The organism is Streptomyces sp. NPDC007808 (assembly GCF_042868655.1).
Taxonomy (GTDB): domain Bacteria; phylum Actinomycetota; class Actinomycetes; order Streptomycetales; family Streptomycetaceae; genus Streptomyces.
Genome location: NZ_JBIAEQ010000002.1, coordinates 231,589 through 245,714, shown reverse-complemented (window position 1 = coordinate 245,714; position 14,126 = coordinate 231,589). Strand labels below are relative to the sequence as shown.

Sequence of the window (14,126 nt, the reverse complement as noted above, 5' to 3'; positions counted from 1 at the left end):
CACAGGCAATCCGGGCACCACGGCGGCCGCACCGGCCCCGCGCGGCCCGAAAGGCAGGAGACCGCACCGCAGATGACGGAACGACCCGCGCAGCGCACTCCCAACCGCCAGCTCGCCGCGCTCATCGCAGAAGCGGGATTCTCCAACGCGGGTCTCGCCCGCCGGGTGGACCAGCTCGGCCTCGAACACGGGCTTGATCTGAGATACGACAAGACATCGGTCACCCGCTGGCTGCGCGGGCAGCAGCCGCGCGGCACCACCCCGGCCCTCATCGCCGAGGTCTTCACCCGCCGGCTGGGACGCCGGCTCACCGCCCAGGACCTCGGTCTCGACGCCTGCGCGCCCGTGTACGCGGGGCTGGAGTTCGCCGCGACCCCCGAGGAGGCCGTCGACATCGTCAGCGGCCTGTGGCGCAAGGACTCCGGCAGCCACGCCGAACTGCGCAAGATCGCCTTCACCCCGGCCGGACTCGTCGTGCCGAGCCGGGACTGGCTGATCGGCCGCGCCGACGAGAAGGTCACCCGGGGTGAGCAGATCACCCGCATCCCGACCCAGGGGCGGCCCGCCTCCGCCAAGTTCCCGGCCGTGCTCGAACACGGGGGAGCGACCGCCCGGCAGCGCGGCCAGGCCGAGCGTGGGCCCGGGCAGAAGGTCACCGGCGGCGACATCGCCGCACTGCGCTCGGTCGCCGAGCTGTTCCGCTCCCTCGACGACATGTACGGCGGCGGCCACGCCCGGCAGGCCCTCGTGCGGTACCTGGAGCACGAGTGCGAGCCGATGCTGCGCGGCACCTACGGCGAGCAGACCGGCCGCAGGCTGTTCGCGGCCGCCGCGGACCTGACCAGGCTCGCGGGCTGGACGTCGTACGACATCGCCGCGCACGGCCTCGCGCAGCGGTACTTCGTGCAGGCGCTGCGCCTCGCCCAGGCGGCGGGCGACCGCCCGTACGGCTCCTACGTCCTCGTGACGATGAGCCGCCAGGCCGTCTACCTCGGGCACGGCCGCGAGGCCGTCCAGCTGGCGCGGGTGGCCCAGCAGGGGGTGGGCACCAGCGCGCCGCCGGTCGTGCAGGCCCTGCTGCACGCGTGCGAGGCGCGCGGGCACGGCGTACTGGGCGAGGTGCGCGCCTGCACGGCCTCCCTCGTGCGGGCCGAGCGGGCCCTGGAAGCCGCCCGGCCCGGCGACGACGTCCCGTACTGGGCGCGCTTCTTCGACGAGGCACAGCTCGCCGACGAGTTCGGCCACTGCCACCGCGATCTGCAGCAGTTCCGCGCGGCGGCCCAGCACGCCGAGCGCTCCCTGCAACTGCGCGCCCCCGCGTACGCCCGGAGCCGCCTGTTCTGTCGGGTCGTGCTCGCCTCCGCCCGCCTCGGCCTCGGCGAGCTGGACCAGGCCTGCCTGCTGGGCGCGGAGGCCGCGGGTCAGGCCTCGGAGATGCGGTCCGTGCGGGCGATCGAGTACGTCAAGGACTTCGAGCGGAGGCTGGAGCCGTACAGGGACGCGGCGCCCGTGCGGGGGTACCGCGACAAGGTCGCGGCGCTGGGGTAGGTCAGGGCGTACCGGTTCCGCCGCCGCGGTGTCGGCCACGGCGGCGGGGGCCGGGCGCGCCCGACCGCCCGGGCCGGTCGCTCAGGCCGCCGCCCTCAAGGGCTCCGCGCGGTGCAGCGACCCCGCGGCGCCCAGGTCGGTCAGGATGGCCGCCGCGGCACGGTGGGCCGAGTGCAGGGCCCCCTGCACCGTGCTGGTGTCCCGGTGGTCGCCGCACACGTACAGCCCCGCCAGCAACCGCACCGGGCGCCGCAGGTCGTGCGGCGGACGCATCGCGGGGACGGCCTGCGGGGTGTGGTGCACGGCCAGCGTCTCCCAGCGAGCGGTGGAGGTGCCGTAGAGACGGGACAGATGCATCCGTACGGCCATGTCGATGCCGGGTGGCGGTGTACCCAGCACGGTCGACGACACCAGCGTCCGGCCCGCGGGCGCTCGGCTCGGGTCGACCTGGCTGATCACGGCGGTGTGCGCGACCGGGCCGCCGCGGTCGGCGTCGAGCAGCAGCGAGGCGCCGGTCGCCGGCGGTTCGTCGGTGGTGTGGTGGAGGACCGTGACCGGGTGGAAGTCCGGTACGCGCAGGCCCGGAAGCAGCTCGGCCGCCGTGCGTGCGTCCGTCGCCAGCAGCACGGCCCGGCAGCGTATCTCGCCGTGTTCCGCGGTGGTCACCGACGTCGTGGCGACCGATGTGACCCGCACCCCGGTGCGCAGGACGCCCGGCGGCAAGGCCCGCGCCAGCTGCTCCGGCAGTGCCTGGGCGCCGCCCTCGGGCACGCACAGCCGTCCGCTCGCGAAGGCACGCAGCGCGAGGTCGGCGCAGCGGCTGGACGTCGTCAGCTCCGGGTCGCACAGCAGGGCGGCGAGCAGCGGCCGCAGGAAGCCGTCGATCGTGCGCGCGGGGACGCCCCGGGCGGCGAGGGCCTGCGCGGCCGGCAACTCGGGTCGCGCCAGCAGCCGTTCGACGGGCGAGGAGGCGAGGCGGGCGAGGGCGGCGCCGAGCCGGGCCTGGTCGACGGCGGTACCCAGCGGGGCGCTCGCACGCACCCGTGGCAGGGACGTCGACCCCTGAGCGCTCCGCAGGGACGACGACCTGGGGGCGCTCGCCAAGGCGCGTACCGCATGGAGTGCGCCCCTCGCGCGCCTGGCGCTCAGCGGACGGGCGAACGCGCCCGCGCGATGCCGGCGTCCGTCGCTGTACAGCAGTACCCCCGGCGCGAAGAGGCGCAGCGCGAGTGCGTCGAGCCCCGCGGTGAGGCGTAGTTCCGGGTACGAGGTCGACAGGAGCCGGCCGATCCGGTCGAGCCGGAACCCGTCGATCTTCTCGGTCGACATTCGGCCGCCCGGGCAAGGGGCTGCCTCCAGGACCGCGGTCGTTACTCCTGCGCTGGTCAGTCGATGTGCCGCGGAGAGTCCGGCGACCCCGGCTCCCACGATGACGACGTCCGCCTGGTACGCGGGCTCAAGCACGTGCCCCTCCTCGAGGTTGCGCGGCCGGTGGAGACGTGATGCCCCCAACAGGCTCTGGGGATACCCGAGTTCGGGACGAGGTTAGGGCCGTGATCGGTCAGGAACAGTCGCGCATCGACAGAGCACGGTCGCACGACGGTCGCATACGAGCATTCACCGTGCCGCCCGGATCGCCTCCTCGATCTCCGGGAAGGCGAAGGTGAACCCGGACCGCAACAGCCGCGTCGGCAGGACGCGTACGCTGCCCAGCACGTCACCGGCCAGCTCGCCGAGCACGGTCCGCAGTACGGGTGCCGGGACGGAGAACAGCGTCGGCCGGCGCAGCACGCGCCCCATCGCCTCGGTGATCTCACGGTTCGTCAGCGGGTGGGGAGCGGTCACGTTGAACGGGCCCGACAGGTCGTCCCGGTCGATCAGGTGCCGGATGGCGGCCACCTCGTCGTGCAGCGAGACGAACGACCAGTACTGCTGCCCGTCCCCCATCCGCCCGCCCAGTCCGGCCTGGAACAGGGGGAACAGCCGCCCCCACGCCCCGCCGTGGCGGGCCACCACCAGGCCCGTGCGCGGGAACACCGTCCGCACGCCCGCCTCCCGCGCGGGGGCCGCCGCGCCCTCCCACTCCACGACCAGCTCGGGCAGGAAGCCCTGACCGGGCGGGGCGCTCTCGTCGACGGCCCGCTCGCCGGTCTCGCCGTAGTAGCCGATCGCGCTGCCGTTCACGAAGACCCGCGGAGGCTCGTCCAGCGAGGCGATCGCCTCCGCGAGCGCCGCCGTGCCCAGCACCCGGCCGCTGCGCAGCTTCGCCTTGTACGCGTCCGTCCAGCGCCGCGAACCCACGTTCGCCCCGGCCAGGTTGACCACCGCGTCACAACCGGCCAGCCCTGCCACGTCCACGTGCTTGTTCTCCGGGTCCCAGCGCACCTCGTCCCTCGCCCTGGGCTCCCGGCGCACCAGCCGCACCACCTCGTGCCCGTCGGCGGCCAGAGACCGGACCAGTGCGCCGCCGATCAGGCCGGAGGCTCCGGCCACCGCGATCCTCGAAAGTTGCATGCCCTCATCCTGTCTCCGCCGGCACAAAAACCCCGGACGTGTTCCCGCCATCCGGCCATAGGGTGACGCTCATGCCTCTACCGCACCAGCCGCCGCGCATACGCACCGCCCTGTCGGACGACGATGAGGCGCTGGCCCTCCTGGACCGTCTCACCTGGTCGCCGCTGCACGCGGTCACGCCCGAGCCGCAGCCGCCGTACGGGCCGTTCTTCGACGAGCGTCACGTCCCCGACGACTACCTGGTCGCCGAGCTCGACCGGCGCGTCGTCGGGTACATCCGTCTCGCCTTCCCCACCCCGCTCGCGTCCAACGCCCATGTGCGGCAGATACAGGGCCTGGCCGTCGCCGACGAGGCCCGGGGCCGGGGCGTGGCACGCGCCCTGATCCGCGCCGCCGTCGAGGAGGCCCGCCGCCGGGGTGCCCGGCGTCTCACCCTGCGTGTCCTCGGGCACAACACACCGGCCCGCAAGCTGTACGAGTCCGAGGGGTTCGTGGTGGAGGGGGTGCTGCCCGAGGAGTTCTTCCTGGGCGGGAGGTACCTCGACGACGTGCTGATGGGACGCCGCGTGTGACGAGGCCGTCGCCTCGGCTCACGACGTGATGAGCTCTCCGGTGTCCACCGGTGCCGTCGCCTTCGCCGCGCGTTCGGCGTCGGCGGCGACCTCGGCGGCCGTCAGTACGTAGCCGGTCTCGGCGTCGGAGGTGGAGCGGGCGAACACGACCCCGAACACCTTGCCGTCCGTGGTCAGCAGGGGGCCGCCGGAGTTGCCGGGGCGGACCGTGGAGCGGATCGAGTAGATCTCGCGGGTGGCGGCCGCGTCGTTGTAGATGTTCTGGCCCGTGGCCCGCACCCGGTTCGCGACCGTCGCCGCCTGGAGGTTCAGATCGCCGTCCTCCGGATAGCCCGCCACGACGGCGGAGTCGCCCCGGGCGGCCTCGTCGTCGAAGCGCAGCACGGGAGCGCGCAGGTCGGGGACGTACAGCACGGCCACGTCCCGCTGCGGGTCGAAGAGCACCACCCGTGACTCGTACGACCGCCCGACGCCGCCGACCCGCACACCGGGCTCGTCGATGCCGGCCACCACGTGGGCGTTGGTCATCACATGCTCCGGGGCGTAGACGAAGCCGCTGCCCTCGCGGCCCTGGGTGCCCGAGACACCCTCGATCTTGACCGTGCTGAGCTTGGCGGCGTTCGTCGCGGCGGCGGTGACGCTGTCGCCGGTGGGCTTGGCGACCTCCGCGGTCGACTCGTTCTCGAACGGGTTGAAGACCTGCGGGAAGCCCGCCTCGGTGAGCGCGGAGGTGGCCCGCGAGAACCAGGCCGGCGTCGTGTCCGGCATCGTGTCCTGCACCGTGCCGAGCAGGCGGGAGTCCCGGATCGCCGAGCTGAGCAGCGGTGAGGAGGAGGACGCCGCGAGGACGCTCGCCGCGACCCAGGACACGATCAGCACGGCCACGGAGTTGGCCACGGCCCCGCCGACGCCGTCGGCCACCCTGAGCGGTCCCCCGTCCAGCTCCCGGCGCAACCGCAGCGCCAGCCGGCCCGCCAGCTCGTGCACCAGCACCGCCGGGACCAGCACCGTGAGCACCGCGGTCACGGTCGCCCGGGTCGTGCCCGGAGTGACCAGGTCCATCATCCACGGCAGGATCCATACGCCGATCACCGCGCCGCCGACGAAACCGGCCAGGGACACGCAGCCGGCCACCAGTCCACGGCGGTAGCCGGAGGCCGCGTAGGCCAGGATCACCAGCAACAGCAGGATGTCGAGCAGGTCCACGGAGCCGCCTTTCTCTCGGACCCCTTAGTACGCGCGGAAAGCGCTTGTTGATCAGCACGCGCGGGCGGGCCGCAGGGAACTGCCACGGAGCGTGCACCTGGAGAAACGTCCCGGACCGCGAGGTTGGTTCCACGGAGTGTCACGCCACACATCGCGGGCGGACGGGATCCGTCGGACAGTAGGACCATGCGTGTCTTCCGACGGGCCACCCGAAGGGTCTTCCGACGAACACGGGGGAGACGAAGACCACGTGCCGTACGAATACCGTGGGCTGCGCCGACCCAGGGGGCGGCGGAGCCCGCCGAGGGAAGTGCCGAGGCCGGGCACGCGCGGCATGCGGGGCCGACCGGGGCGAGCCCCGGCGCGCCCGCCGGCACCGGGGCCGAGCGGGGCCCGGGCGGTGCTCCGGGGCGGTCTGAGGGGGCCGTGCGGGGGTCGCCGGACGAGCGGGCCGCGCGTGCTGATTGGGTGATGCCGGAGGCGTCGGCCGGGTCCGCTGACCGCGTGGGGCCGGATGGGCCCGAGGTGTCGGCTGGTCGTGACGCGGGGTCGGATGAATCTGCGGTGTCGGTCGACGGCGTGAGGCGGCTCCACCGCCTGCGACGGCATCGCCGCCACATCCAGGCGCCCCTCACGGATGGGCCCGTGGAGGGGCCCGTGGATGGGCCCGTGGATGGGCCCGTGGTCTCGGTCGGTCACGGACCGGATGAACCCGCTGCCTCCGCCGATCACGGGGTGTCCGACGGGCCTGCCGTGCCGACCGTTCACCTGCCGGGGGCTTCGGCTGAGCCTTCGGTGTCCGGCGATGGGGCGGTGTCGGACTCGTCTCTGCCGACCGGTCACGTGGTGCCGGGGGCGGGGGCCGTGCGTGCCGGCCGCGGGGCTTCGGCTGAGCCTTCGCCGCCGGCCGATGGCCTGGTGCCGGATGAGCCCCCTGGCTTCGCCGATGACGGGATGCTGGATGAGCCTGCTGTCCCCGGCGAGGACGGGGTGTCGGCCGAGCCCGCCGTGCCGGTCGGGCACGCGGTGTCGGGTGAGGCCGCCGCATCGGCTGATCGTCTAGTGCCCGGCGAGTCCGCCGCGCCCGGTGAGAGCGGCCTTCCCGTCGAACCCCTGGGGCGGGACGAGTCGGGGGCGGAGCCGGTCGGGCGGGACGGGGCGGCCGTGCGGTCGTCCGCGGGGGAGGCGGCCGTGCCGCCGGCCCGGTCGGGGAGGCTTACCGGGTGGCGGGTTCCCGGTGCCGTGCTCGTGCTCCTCGGCTGCGCGCCCGGTCTCGCCGCCGGTCTCGCGCTGGTGCTGTGCGCGGAGGGGATCGGCGCGACCGTCGGGGCCGCTGTCCGGGCCGACCCGGTGCGGCCCGCCGTCGGGCACCAGGCGCCCCGGCCCCGCATCCTGCCGAGGTCGGCCTGGATGGACGACGACACCCGGCGTGCCCAGCCGCCCCCGCGCTACGACGACCGGGTCGTCGCCGTCTTCGTGCACCACACCGACTCGCCCAACGGCTACGACTGCGCCGACGTGCCCCGCATCATCCGCTACCTGTACGCGGGCCAGACCGGCTCCCGGGACTGGGACGACATCGGCTACAACTTCCTCGTCGACCGCTGCGGCACCATCTACGAGGGCCGCGCGGGCGGCGTCGACCGTCCCGTCACCGGAGCCCACACCCAGGGCTTCAACCACCGCACCGCCGGCATCGCCGCCCTGGGCACCTTCACGGCAGGCGTCCCCGTGCCGAAGGCGATGACCGACGCGATCGCCGCGCTGGCCGCGTGGAAGCTGGGGCTCTCCGACACCGATCCCCGCACACAGGTCCGCCTGACCTCCAGCAACAGCCACAGCCGCTACGCCGCCGGCACCAGCGTGGCGTTCCCCGCCCTCGCCGGCCACAACGAGGGCTACATGACCAGCTGTCCCGGCGCCGCCCTCACCGCCCGGCTGCCCGAGATCAGACAGCTCGCGGCACGGCTTCAGGGCAGGAACCCCTGAGCCCTGTCCGCGCGGTCCCGCCTGCCCCGCGCGCCAGGCCCGGTGCGCGCACGCGCGTGAAGCGTCACCGGCGCCCCAGGTACACGCCCAGCGCCCGCTGGAGCACCCTGCCCTGGCCGCCCACCGGCAGCTCCCACTCCCCGAGGTGCTCCACCACCCGGCCGCCCGTGCCCGTCTTGAAGCGGAGACGCCCGAGCAGTCGGCCCTCGAAGAGGCAGGGCGTGACGGAGCGCAGGTCGTACGTCGCGGCTCCCGCCGCCCGTGCGTCACCCAGCATGCGCCACAACAGCGCGCTGCTCGGGCGCAATTGCCGCCCCCGGCGACCGGACGCGGCGTACGAGTGCCAGACCCGCGAGCCGACATTGATCATGAGGGCCGCGGAGAGCACCTCGCCGTCGTACTCGGCGAGATACAGGCGCAGCCGGTCGTCGTCCTCGGCGTTCAGCGCCTGCCACATCCGCCGGAAGTAGTCCAGCGGGCGGGCCTTGAACCCGTCGTGGGCGGCGGTCGCGGCGTACAGGCGGTGGAAGTCCGGCAGGTCCTCGGCTGAGCCCCAGGTGACCCGGACTCCGGCCTCCTCCGCCGTGCGCAGGGACTGCTCCCAGTGCGGGGCGAGGCCGCGGCGCAACTCGTCCGCCGACCGCCCGGCCAACGGGATCTCACAGCCGTAGCGAGGCTGCCCGAGACCGAAACCGCTCCCGTCGTCCTCCTCGCACCGCCGCCATCCGAGCCGCCGCAGCCGCTCGGCGACGTCGAGCGCGTACCCGTCGATACCGGCCGGGGGCAGATCGTTCAGATGCCGTACGTCGGGATCGGCGATGCCCGCCGCCACGGTGGCCGCGTCCCAGTGGCGCACCACGAGGGGTGGGCCGATCCGGACCGCGAACGCCCCGATCTTCTTCAGGTGGGCGACCAGCGGGTCCAGCCAGCGCTCCAGACGCGGGTCGCGCCAGTCGATCGTGGGCCCCTCGGGGAGATAGGCCAGATAGCGCCGGGTCCCCGGCAGCGGCCGGTACAGGACCAGGGCCGTCGCGACCAGTTCCCGCCCCTCGAACCAGCCCACGCTCTCCGGCAGCCAGTCCGGCTTCACATCGCCCCACTCGGGGATCTGGAGATGGCTGGCGTCGGGGTGCCGCCGCAGCAGGGCGAGGTGTTCCGCGCGCGGTATCTCCCGCACGAACAGGCTGGTCATGGGCAGGGTGCTCCTGGTAGGGGCGGCCAGGCTAAGCCGGGGATCACCGGGCCGGTCAAGAGCTCACGGGCGAACGGCCGCCGACGCGGGCCCGAACAGCGCGCGCACCCGGCCGCCTGCACAGGATCCTCGCAGCCACCGGACGCCCCAGGCCCGCGCGGCGGCCGTCGTCGTCCGCGGACCGGCCGCGGTCATGGCGTGCGTGCCGGGTCAGGCCGACAGGGCGTCGATGCGCCGGGCGGTGAGGGTCGATGAGGCGCAGGCGGGCGTCCCGTCGCCGTCGCCGGGGCCGAGCCGCAGCCGGGCGCTGGTACGCGGTGGCCGCCGTCGTCCGCGGACCGGCCGCGGTCATGGCGTCCGTGCCGGATCAGGCCGACAGGGCGTCGATGCGCCGGGCGGTGAGGGTCGATGAGGCGCAGGCGGGCGTCCCGTCGCCGTCGCCGGGGCCGAGCCGGGGCCGGAGCGCAGCCGGAGCCACAGCCGCAGCCAGAGCCGAGCCGCAGCCAGAGCCGAGCCGCAGCCAGAGCCGAGCCGCAGCCGAGCCACGTCCGGAGCCGCAGCCAGAGCCGGGCCGCAGCCAGAGTCGAGCCGCGGCCGAGCCGGAGCCGCCCCCGGGCCCCCGCGGCCCGAGCAAGTGCCCCGGCGGGCTCAGCCCTTGAACCGCTCCCACAGCCGCGGCAGCCGCTCCGCCAGTGCCCGTTCGTTTTCGAGGTCCACCGGCGTGCCCGCCGGTTCCGGGGGCGCGGGCGCGATGCCGAGTTCGGGGGCGATGGTGCCGGTGAGCTGCTCGTATGCCTCGTCGGCGGCGTAGCCGAGCTCCTCGCCGTCGCCATCGAACTCCTCGTCGAAGTCGTCCAGCAGTTCGGCGAGCGCGTCGGGCTCGTGCACCGCACCCTCGTACACCTCACGGCCCTGGCCGATCAGCCAGCACCGGAAGAAGTCGAACGCGTCGTCGCTGGCCCCGTCCAGCAGGATCCAGGCGGCGCCCCACAGGTCCCAGATGTACGCGCGGTTGTAGCGGGCCTCGAAGTGACGGGCGAAGTCCAGGATCATGTCCGGATCCAGCCCGAGGAGACGATCCACGAGCAGGTCGGCCTGCTCCTCGGGGTCGCCGTCGGCGGCCTCGCGGGTCTCGTCGATCAGCTCCCAGAACTCCGTCTCGTCCATCACGGGTCAAGCATCGGCCCTGGGCGGGTGGGACGCACGTGGAGTGCGGCGGATTGTTATGGGCGCACGGCCCGGGGTCACGGGGTGCCATGCGGCCGACACCGTACGGCTCAAGTGCCGTAAAGCGCCGCCAGCCGTATCGCGTCGCTCGCGAAGCGGGCCCGCATCGCCTGGGGCGCCAGCACCTCGACCTCCGGTCCCAGCGCCGAGAGCTGGGTGTGGGCGACCTCCTCCGACTCCACCGGGAGGGTCACCGTCACCCACCCGTCCCCGTCCGGGGCGCCGGCCGCCTCCAGTGCCTCCCGGGCGGACTGCGGATCGACGGTGTACGGCAACCTGAGCACCCCGTCCGGGGAGACCCGCACCACGACCTCGGCCCGCAGCAGGGACCGCGCGAACTGCTCGGCCCGCTCGTCCCAGAAGCCCGGCAGGTCGAACTCCTCGTCCCGCTGGAACCGGTCGTCCCCGGGCTCCACGGCGGTGAACCGGTCGATGCGGTACACCCGGTACGACCCGTGCCCCGCCACACGGGCGCACAGGTACCAGACCCCCGCCTTCAGCACCAGCCCGTACGGCTCCAGCTCGCGCCCCACCTCCCGCAAGCGCTCCCCCTCACCCCGCCGGTAGCGGGCGACGATCCGCCGGTCGTCCCACACCGCGTCCGCGACGGCCGGCAGCAGCTCGGGCGTCTTCGGTTCCCTGAACCAGTTCGGGGCGTCCAGATGGAACCGCTGAGCCGCCGTACGGGAGGCGTCGCGCAGGGAGGGCAGCAGGGCGGCGGACACCTTCAGCCGGGCGGCGGAGGCGGCGTCCTCCAGCCCCATCTCCCGCAGCGCCCCCGGGACGCCGCTGAGGAACAACGCCTCGGCCTCACTGCGGGCCAGCCCGGTCAGCCGGGTCCGGTAACCGCCGATGAGCCGGTACCCCCCGGCCCGCCCCCGGTCCGCGTACACCGGAACCCCGGCCTCCGACAACGCCTGGGCGTCCCGGGTGACGGTCCGCTCCGACACCTCCAGCTCCTGTGCCAGTTCGGCGGCGGTCATGGAGGGCCGGGACTGGAGCAGCAGCACCATTTTGATGAGCCGGGCAGCACGCATACGGCCATCATGCCGGGTGCCACCGACAGCGAAGGGGCACGGCGGCAGCCGTACCCCTTCATCAGCCGTCAGCCCCTGCGGGCCGCGTTCACCGGGCCCTACAGCCCGTACTTCTCACGTGCTTCCTTCACCGCGGCTGCCTTGACCTCGCCGCGCTTGGCCAGCTGGGCCAGGGCCGCGACGACGATCGACTGGGCGTCGACCCCGAAGTGACGGCGGGCCGCCTCACGGGTGTCGGACAGGCCGAAGCCGTCCGCGCCCAGCGAGGACCAGTCCTGCTCGACCCACTGCGCGATCTGGTCCGGTACCTGGCGCATGTAGTCGGACACCGCCAGCACCGGGCCCTCGGCACCCTGCAGCGCCTGCCGGACGTACGGCACCCGCTCCTCGCCGCGCAGCAGGGCCGCGTCGGCCTCCAGGGCGTCCCGGCGCAGCTCCGTCCAGGACGTCGCCGACCACACGTCGGCGGCCACGCCCCACTCCTGCGCGAGCAGCTGCTGCGCCTGCAGCGTCCAGTGGATCGCCGTGCCGGAGCCGAGCAGCTGGATGCGCGGGGCGTTCGCGGCCGGGGACAGGCCCGCCGACTCCGCCGTGTTGAAGCGGTACAGGCCCTTGACGATGCCCTGGTCGATCCCGTCCACAGCGGGCTTCGCGGGCTGCGGCAGCGGCTCGTTGTAGACGGTCAGGTAGTAGAAGACGTTCGGGTCCTCACCCGGCGCCGCCTCGCCGTACATCCGGCGCAGGCCGTCCTTGACGATCGCCGCGACCTCGTAGGCGAAGGCCGGGTCGTACGTCAGCGCGGCCGGGTTCGTCGCTGCGATGACGGGGGAGTGGCCGTCGGCGTGCTGGAGGCCCTCGCCGGTCAGCGTGGTCCGGCCCGCCGTCGCGCCGATGAGGAAACCGCGGCCGAGCTGGTCGCCGAGCTGCCACATCTGGTCGGCCGTGCGCTGCCAGCCGAACATCGAGTAGAAGATGTAGAACGGGATCATCGCCTCGCCGTGCGTCGCGTACGACGTCGAAGCGGCGATGAAGTCGGCCATCGAACCGGCCTCGGTGATCCCCTCGTTGAGGATCTGGCCGTTCTTGGCCTCCTTGTAGTACATGAGCTGGTCGCGGTCGACCGGCTCGTACGTCTGGCCCTTCGGCGAGTAGATCCCGAGGGACGGGAAGAGCGACTCCATACCGAAGGTGCGCGCCTCGTCCGGGACGATCGGCACCCAGCGCTTGCCGGTCTCCTTGTCGCGGACCAGGTCCTTCACCAGGCGGACGAAGGCCATGGTGGTGGCCACGTTCTGGGAGCCGGAGCCCTTGTCGAAGGAGGCGAACGCCTTCTCGGCGGGGGCGGGCAGCGGCGCCACCGGGTGCACGCGGCGGGCCGGGGCCGGACCGCCGAGGGCGGCGCGGCGCTCCTGGAGGTAGCGGACCTCGGGGGAGTCGGCGCCCGGGTGGCCGTAGGGGACGACCCCGTCGACGAAGTCGCTGTCCTTGATCGGCAGGTCGAGCAGGTCGCGCATCGCCTTGAACTCGTCCACCGTCAGTTTCTTCATCTGGTGGTTGGCGTTCTTCGACGCGAAGCCCTCGCCGAGGGTGTAGCCCTTGACCGTCTGGGCCAGGATCACGGTCGGCGCGCCCTTGAAGTCGACGGCGGCCTTGTAGGCGGCGTAGACCTTGCGGGCCTCGTGTCCACCGCGGGAGAGGTGGAAGCACTCCAGGATCTTGTCGTCGCTCAGCAGCTTCGCCATCTCGACGAGCGCCGGGTCCTTGCCGAAGAAGTCCTCGCGGATGTAGGCGGCGTCGCGCGTCTGGTACGTCTGCACCTGCGCGTCGGGTACCTCGCGCAGGCGGCGTACCAGCGCGCCCGTGGTGTCGAGCTGGAACAGCTCGTCCCAGGCCGTGCCCCACAGCGTCTTGACGACGTTCCAGCCGGCGCCGCGGAACTGGGCCTCCAGCTCCTGCACGATCTTGAAGTTGGCGCGGACCGGGCCGTCGAGGCGCTGCAGGTTGCAGTTGATGACGAAGGTCAGGTTGTCCAGGCCCTCGCGGGAGGCGAGTGCCAGGGCCGCCGTCGACTCGGGCTCGTCCATCTCGCCGTCGCCGAGGAAGGCCCACACGTGCGAGTTCGAGACGTCCTTGATGCCGCGCGCCGTCAGGTAGCGGTTGAAGCGGGCCTGGTAGATCGCCGACAGCGGGCCGAGGCCCATGGACACGGTCGGGAACTCCCACAGCCAGGGCAGGCGGCGGGGGTGCGGGTACGACGGCAGGCCGTCGCCACCGGACTCCTGGCGGAAGTTGTCCAGGTGCTGCTCGTTCAGACGGCCGTCGAGGAAGGCACGGGCGTAGATACCGGGGGAGGCGTGGCCCTGGATGTAGAGCTGGTCGCCCGAGCCGTCGGCCTCCTTGCCCTTGAAGAAGTGGTTGAAGCCGGTCTCGTACAGCCAGGCCGCGGAGGCGAAGGTGGCGATGTGGCCGCCGACGCCGTGCTTGGAGCCGCGGGTCACCATCGCGGCCGCGTTCCAGCGGTTCCACGCGGTGATACGGCGCTCCATCTCCTCGTCACCGGGCACGCCCGGCTCGGCGGAGGTGGGGATGGTGTTGACGTAGTCCGTCTCAAGGAGCTTGGGCAGCGCGATGCCGGTGCCCTCGGCCCGCTCCAGCGTGCGGCGCATCAGGTACGCGGCACGGTGCGGCCCGGCCGCCTTGGCGACCGCGTCCAGCGAGGCCTGCCATTCGGCGGTCTCCTCCGGGTCGCGGTCGGGGAGCTGGTCGAGCGCGCTCGGCTGGATGGCGTTGGGGTCGGTCATGTCGCCGCCTTCCTCAGTCGAAGGGGGTTCCCTCATCGGT

Annotated in this window: 10 protein-coding genes; 3 read left to right on the top strand and 7 right to left on the bottom strand. The window is 73.5% G+C overall.

The window, feature by feature from the left end; all coding sequences use genetic code 11:
- Positions 1–72: 72 nt before the first annotated feature.
- Positions 73–1,548, top strand: a complete 1,476-nt coding sequence (locus ACFYNL_RS07300) for a regulator (protein ID WP_388798044.1) — start codon at positions 73–75, stop codon at positions 1,546–1,548.
- A gap of 81 nt (positions 1,549–1,629) precedes the next feature.
- Here the strand turns inward: ACFYNL_RS07300 and ACFYNL_RS07295 are convergent, their stop codons facing one another.
- Positions 1,630–3,012, bottom strand: coding sequence for an NAD(P)/FAD-dependent oxidoreductase (locus ACFYNL_RS07295; protein WP_388798041.1), 1,383 nt, complete (start codon positions 3,010–3,012; stop codon positions 1,630–1,632).
- Positions 3,013–3,165: 153 nt separating this feature from the next.
- Positions 3,166–4,062: a TIGR01777 family oxidoreductase gene (locus ACFYNL_RS07290; RefSeq protein WP_388798038.1), complete on the bottom strand. Its 897-nt coding sequence runs from the start codon at positions 4,060–4,062 to the stop codon at positions 3,166–3,168.
- Positions 4,063–4,133: 71 nt separating this feature from the next.
- Here ACFYNL_RS07290 and ACFYNL_RS07285 point away from each other — a divergent pair, with 71 nt between their 5' ends.
- The gene (locus ACFYNL_RS07285; protein ID WP_388798035.1) at positions 4,134–4,634 is read left to right on the top strand and encodes a GNAT family N-acetyltransferase; all 501 of its coding nucleotides are present in this window, start codon (positions 4,134–4,136) and stop codon (positions 4,632–4,634) included.
- Positions 4,635–4,652: 18 nt separating this feature from the next.
- On the opposite strand, the gene ACFYNL_RS07280 is transcribed toward ACFYNL_RS07285, so the two are convergent.
- Entirely contained in the window at positions 4,653–5,840 is a 1,188-nt protein-coding gene (locus ACFYNL_RS07280) for a MarP family serine protease (RefSeq protein WP_388798032.1), read from the bottom strand.
- A 1,248-nt stretch (positions 5,841–7,088) separates the two neighbouring features.
- Between ACFYNL_RS07280 and ACFYNL_RS07275 the strand changes: the two genes are divergently transcribed.
- Complete coding sequence (locus ACFYNL_RS07275) at positions 7,089–7,829, top strand: peptidoglycan recognition protein (RefSeq protein WP_388800503.1); 741 nt, start codon at positions 7,089–7,091, stop codon at positions 7,827–7,829.
- 64 nt (positions 7,830–7,893) lie between these two features.
- Here the strand turns inward: ACFYNL_RS07275 and ACFYNL_RS07270 are convergent, their stop codons facing one another.
- The 4 genes from ACFYNL_RS07270 to aceE all read right to left on the bottom strand — a co-directional run bounded on the left by ACFYNL_RS07270 (position 7,894) and on the right by aceE (position 14,086).
- A complete protein-coding gene (locus ACFYNL_RS07270) occupies positions 7,894–9,021 on the bottom strand; it encodes a lipid II:glycine glycyltransferase FemX (RefSeq protein ID WP_388798029.1) in 1,128 nt (375 codons plus the stop codon).
- Between the two features lie 648 nt (positions 9,022–9,669).
- Entirely contained in the window at positions 9,670–10,188 is a 519-nt protein-coding gene (locus tag ACFYNL_RS07265) for a DUF4240 domain-containing protein (RefSeq protein ID WP_388800500.1), read from the bottom strand.
- Between the two features lie 110 nt (positions 10,189–10,298).
- Positions 10,299–11,285, bottom strand: a complete 987-nt coding sequence (locus ACFYNL_RS07260; RefSeq protein ID WP_388798026.1) for a helix-turn-helix transcriptional regulator — start codon at positions 11,283–11,285, stop codon at positions 10,299–10,301.
- A 98-nt stretch (positions 11,286–11,383) separates the two neighbouring features.
- A complete protein-coding gene (gene aceE, locus ACFYNL_RS07255) occupies positions 11,384–14,086 on the bottom strand; it encodes a pyruvate dehydrogenase (acetyl-transferring), homodimeric type (RefSeq protein WP_388798023.1) in 2,703 nt (900 codons plus the stop codon).
- Positions 14,087–14,126: the final 40 nt, after the last annotated feature.

Excerpts from the sequence above, each read along its gene's own strand:
- ACFYNL_RS07300 (WP_388798044.1), top strand. The coding sequence starts at position 73 with ATGACGGAACGACCCGCGCAGCGCACTCCCAACCGCCAGCTCGCCGCG.
- ACFYNL_RS07290 (WP_388798038.1), bottom strand. The coding sequence starts at position 4,062 with ATGCAACTTTCGAGGATCGCGGTGGCCGGAGCCTCCGGCCTGATCGGC.
- ACFYNL_RS07285 (WP_388798035.1), top strand. The coding sequence starts at position 4,134 with ATGCCTCTACCGCACCAGCCGCCGCGCATACGCACCGCCCTGTCGGAC.
- ACFYNL_RS07270 (WP_388798029.1), bottom strand. The coding sequence starts at position 9,021 with ATGACCAGCCTGTTCGTGCGGGAGATACCGCGCGCGGAACACCTCGCC.
- ACFYNL_RS07265 (WP_388800500.1), bottom strand. The coding sequence starts at position 10,188 with ATGGACGAGACGGAGTTCTGGGAGCTGATCGACGAGACCCGCGAGGCC.
- ACFYNL_RS07260 (WP_388798026.1), bottom strand. The coding sequence starts at position 11,285 with ATGCGTGCTGCCCGGCTCATCAAAATGGTGCTGCTGCTCCAGTCCCGG.
- aceE (WP_388798023.1), bottom strand. The coding sequence starts at position 14,086 with ATGACCGACCCCAACGCCATCCAGCCGAGCGCGCTCGACCAGCTCCCC.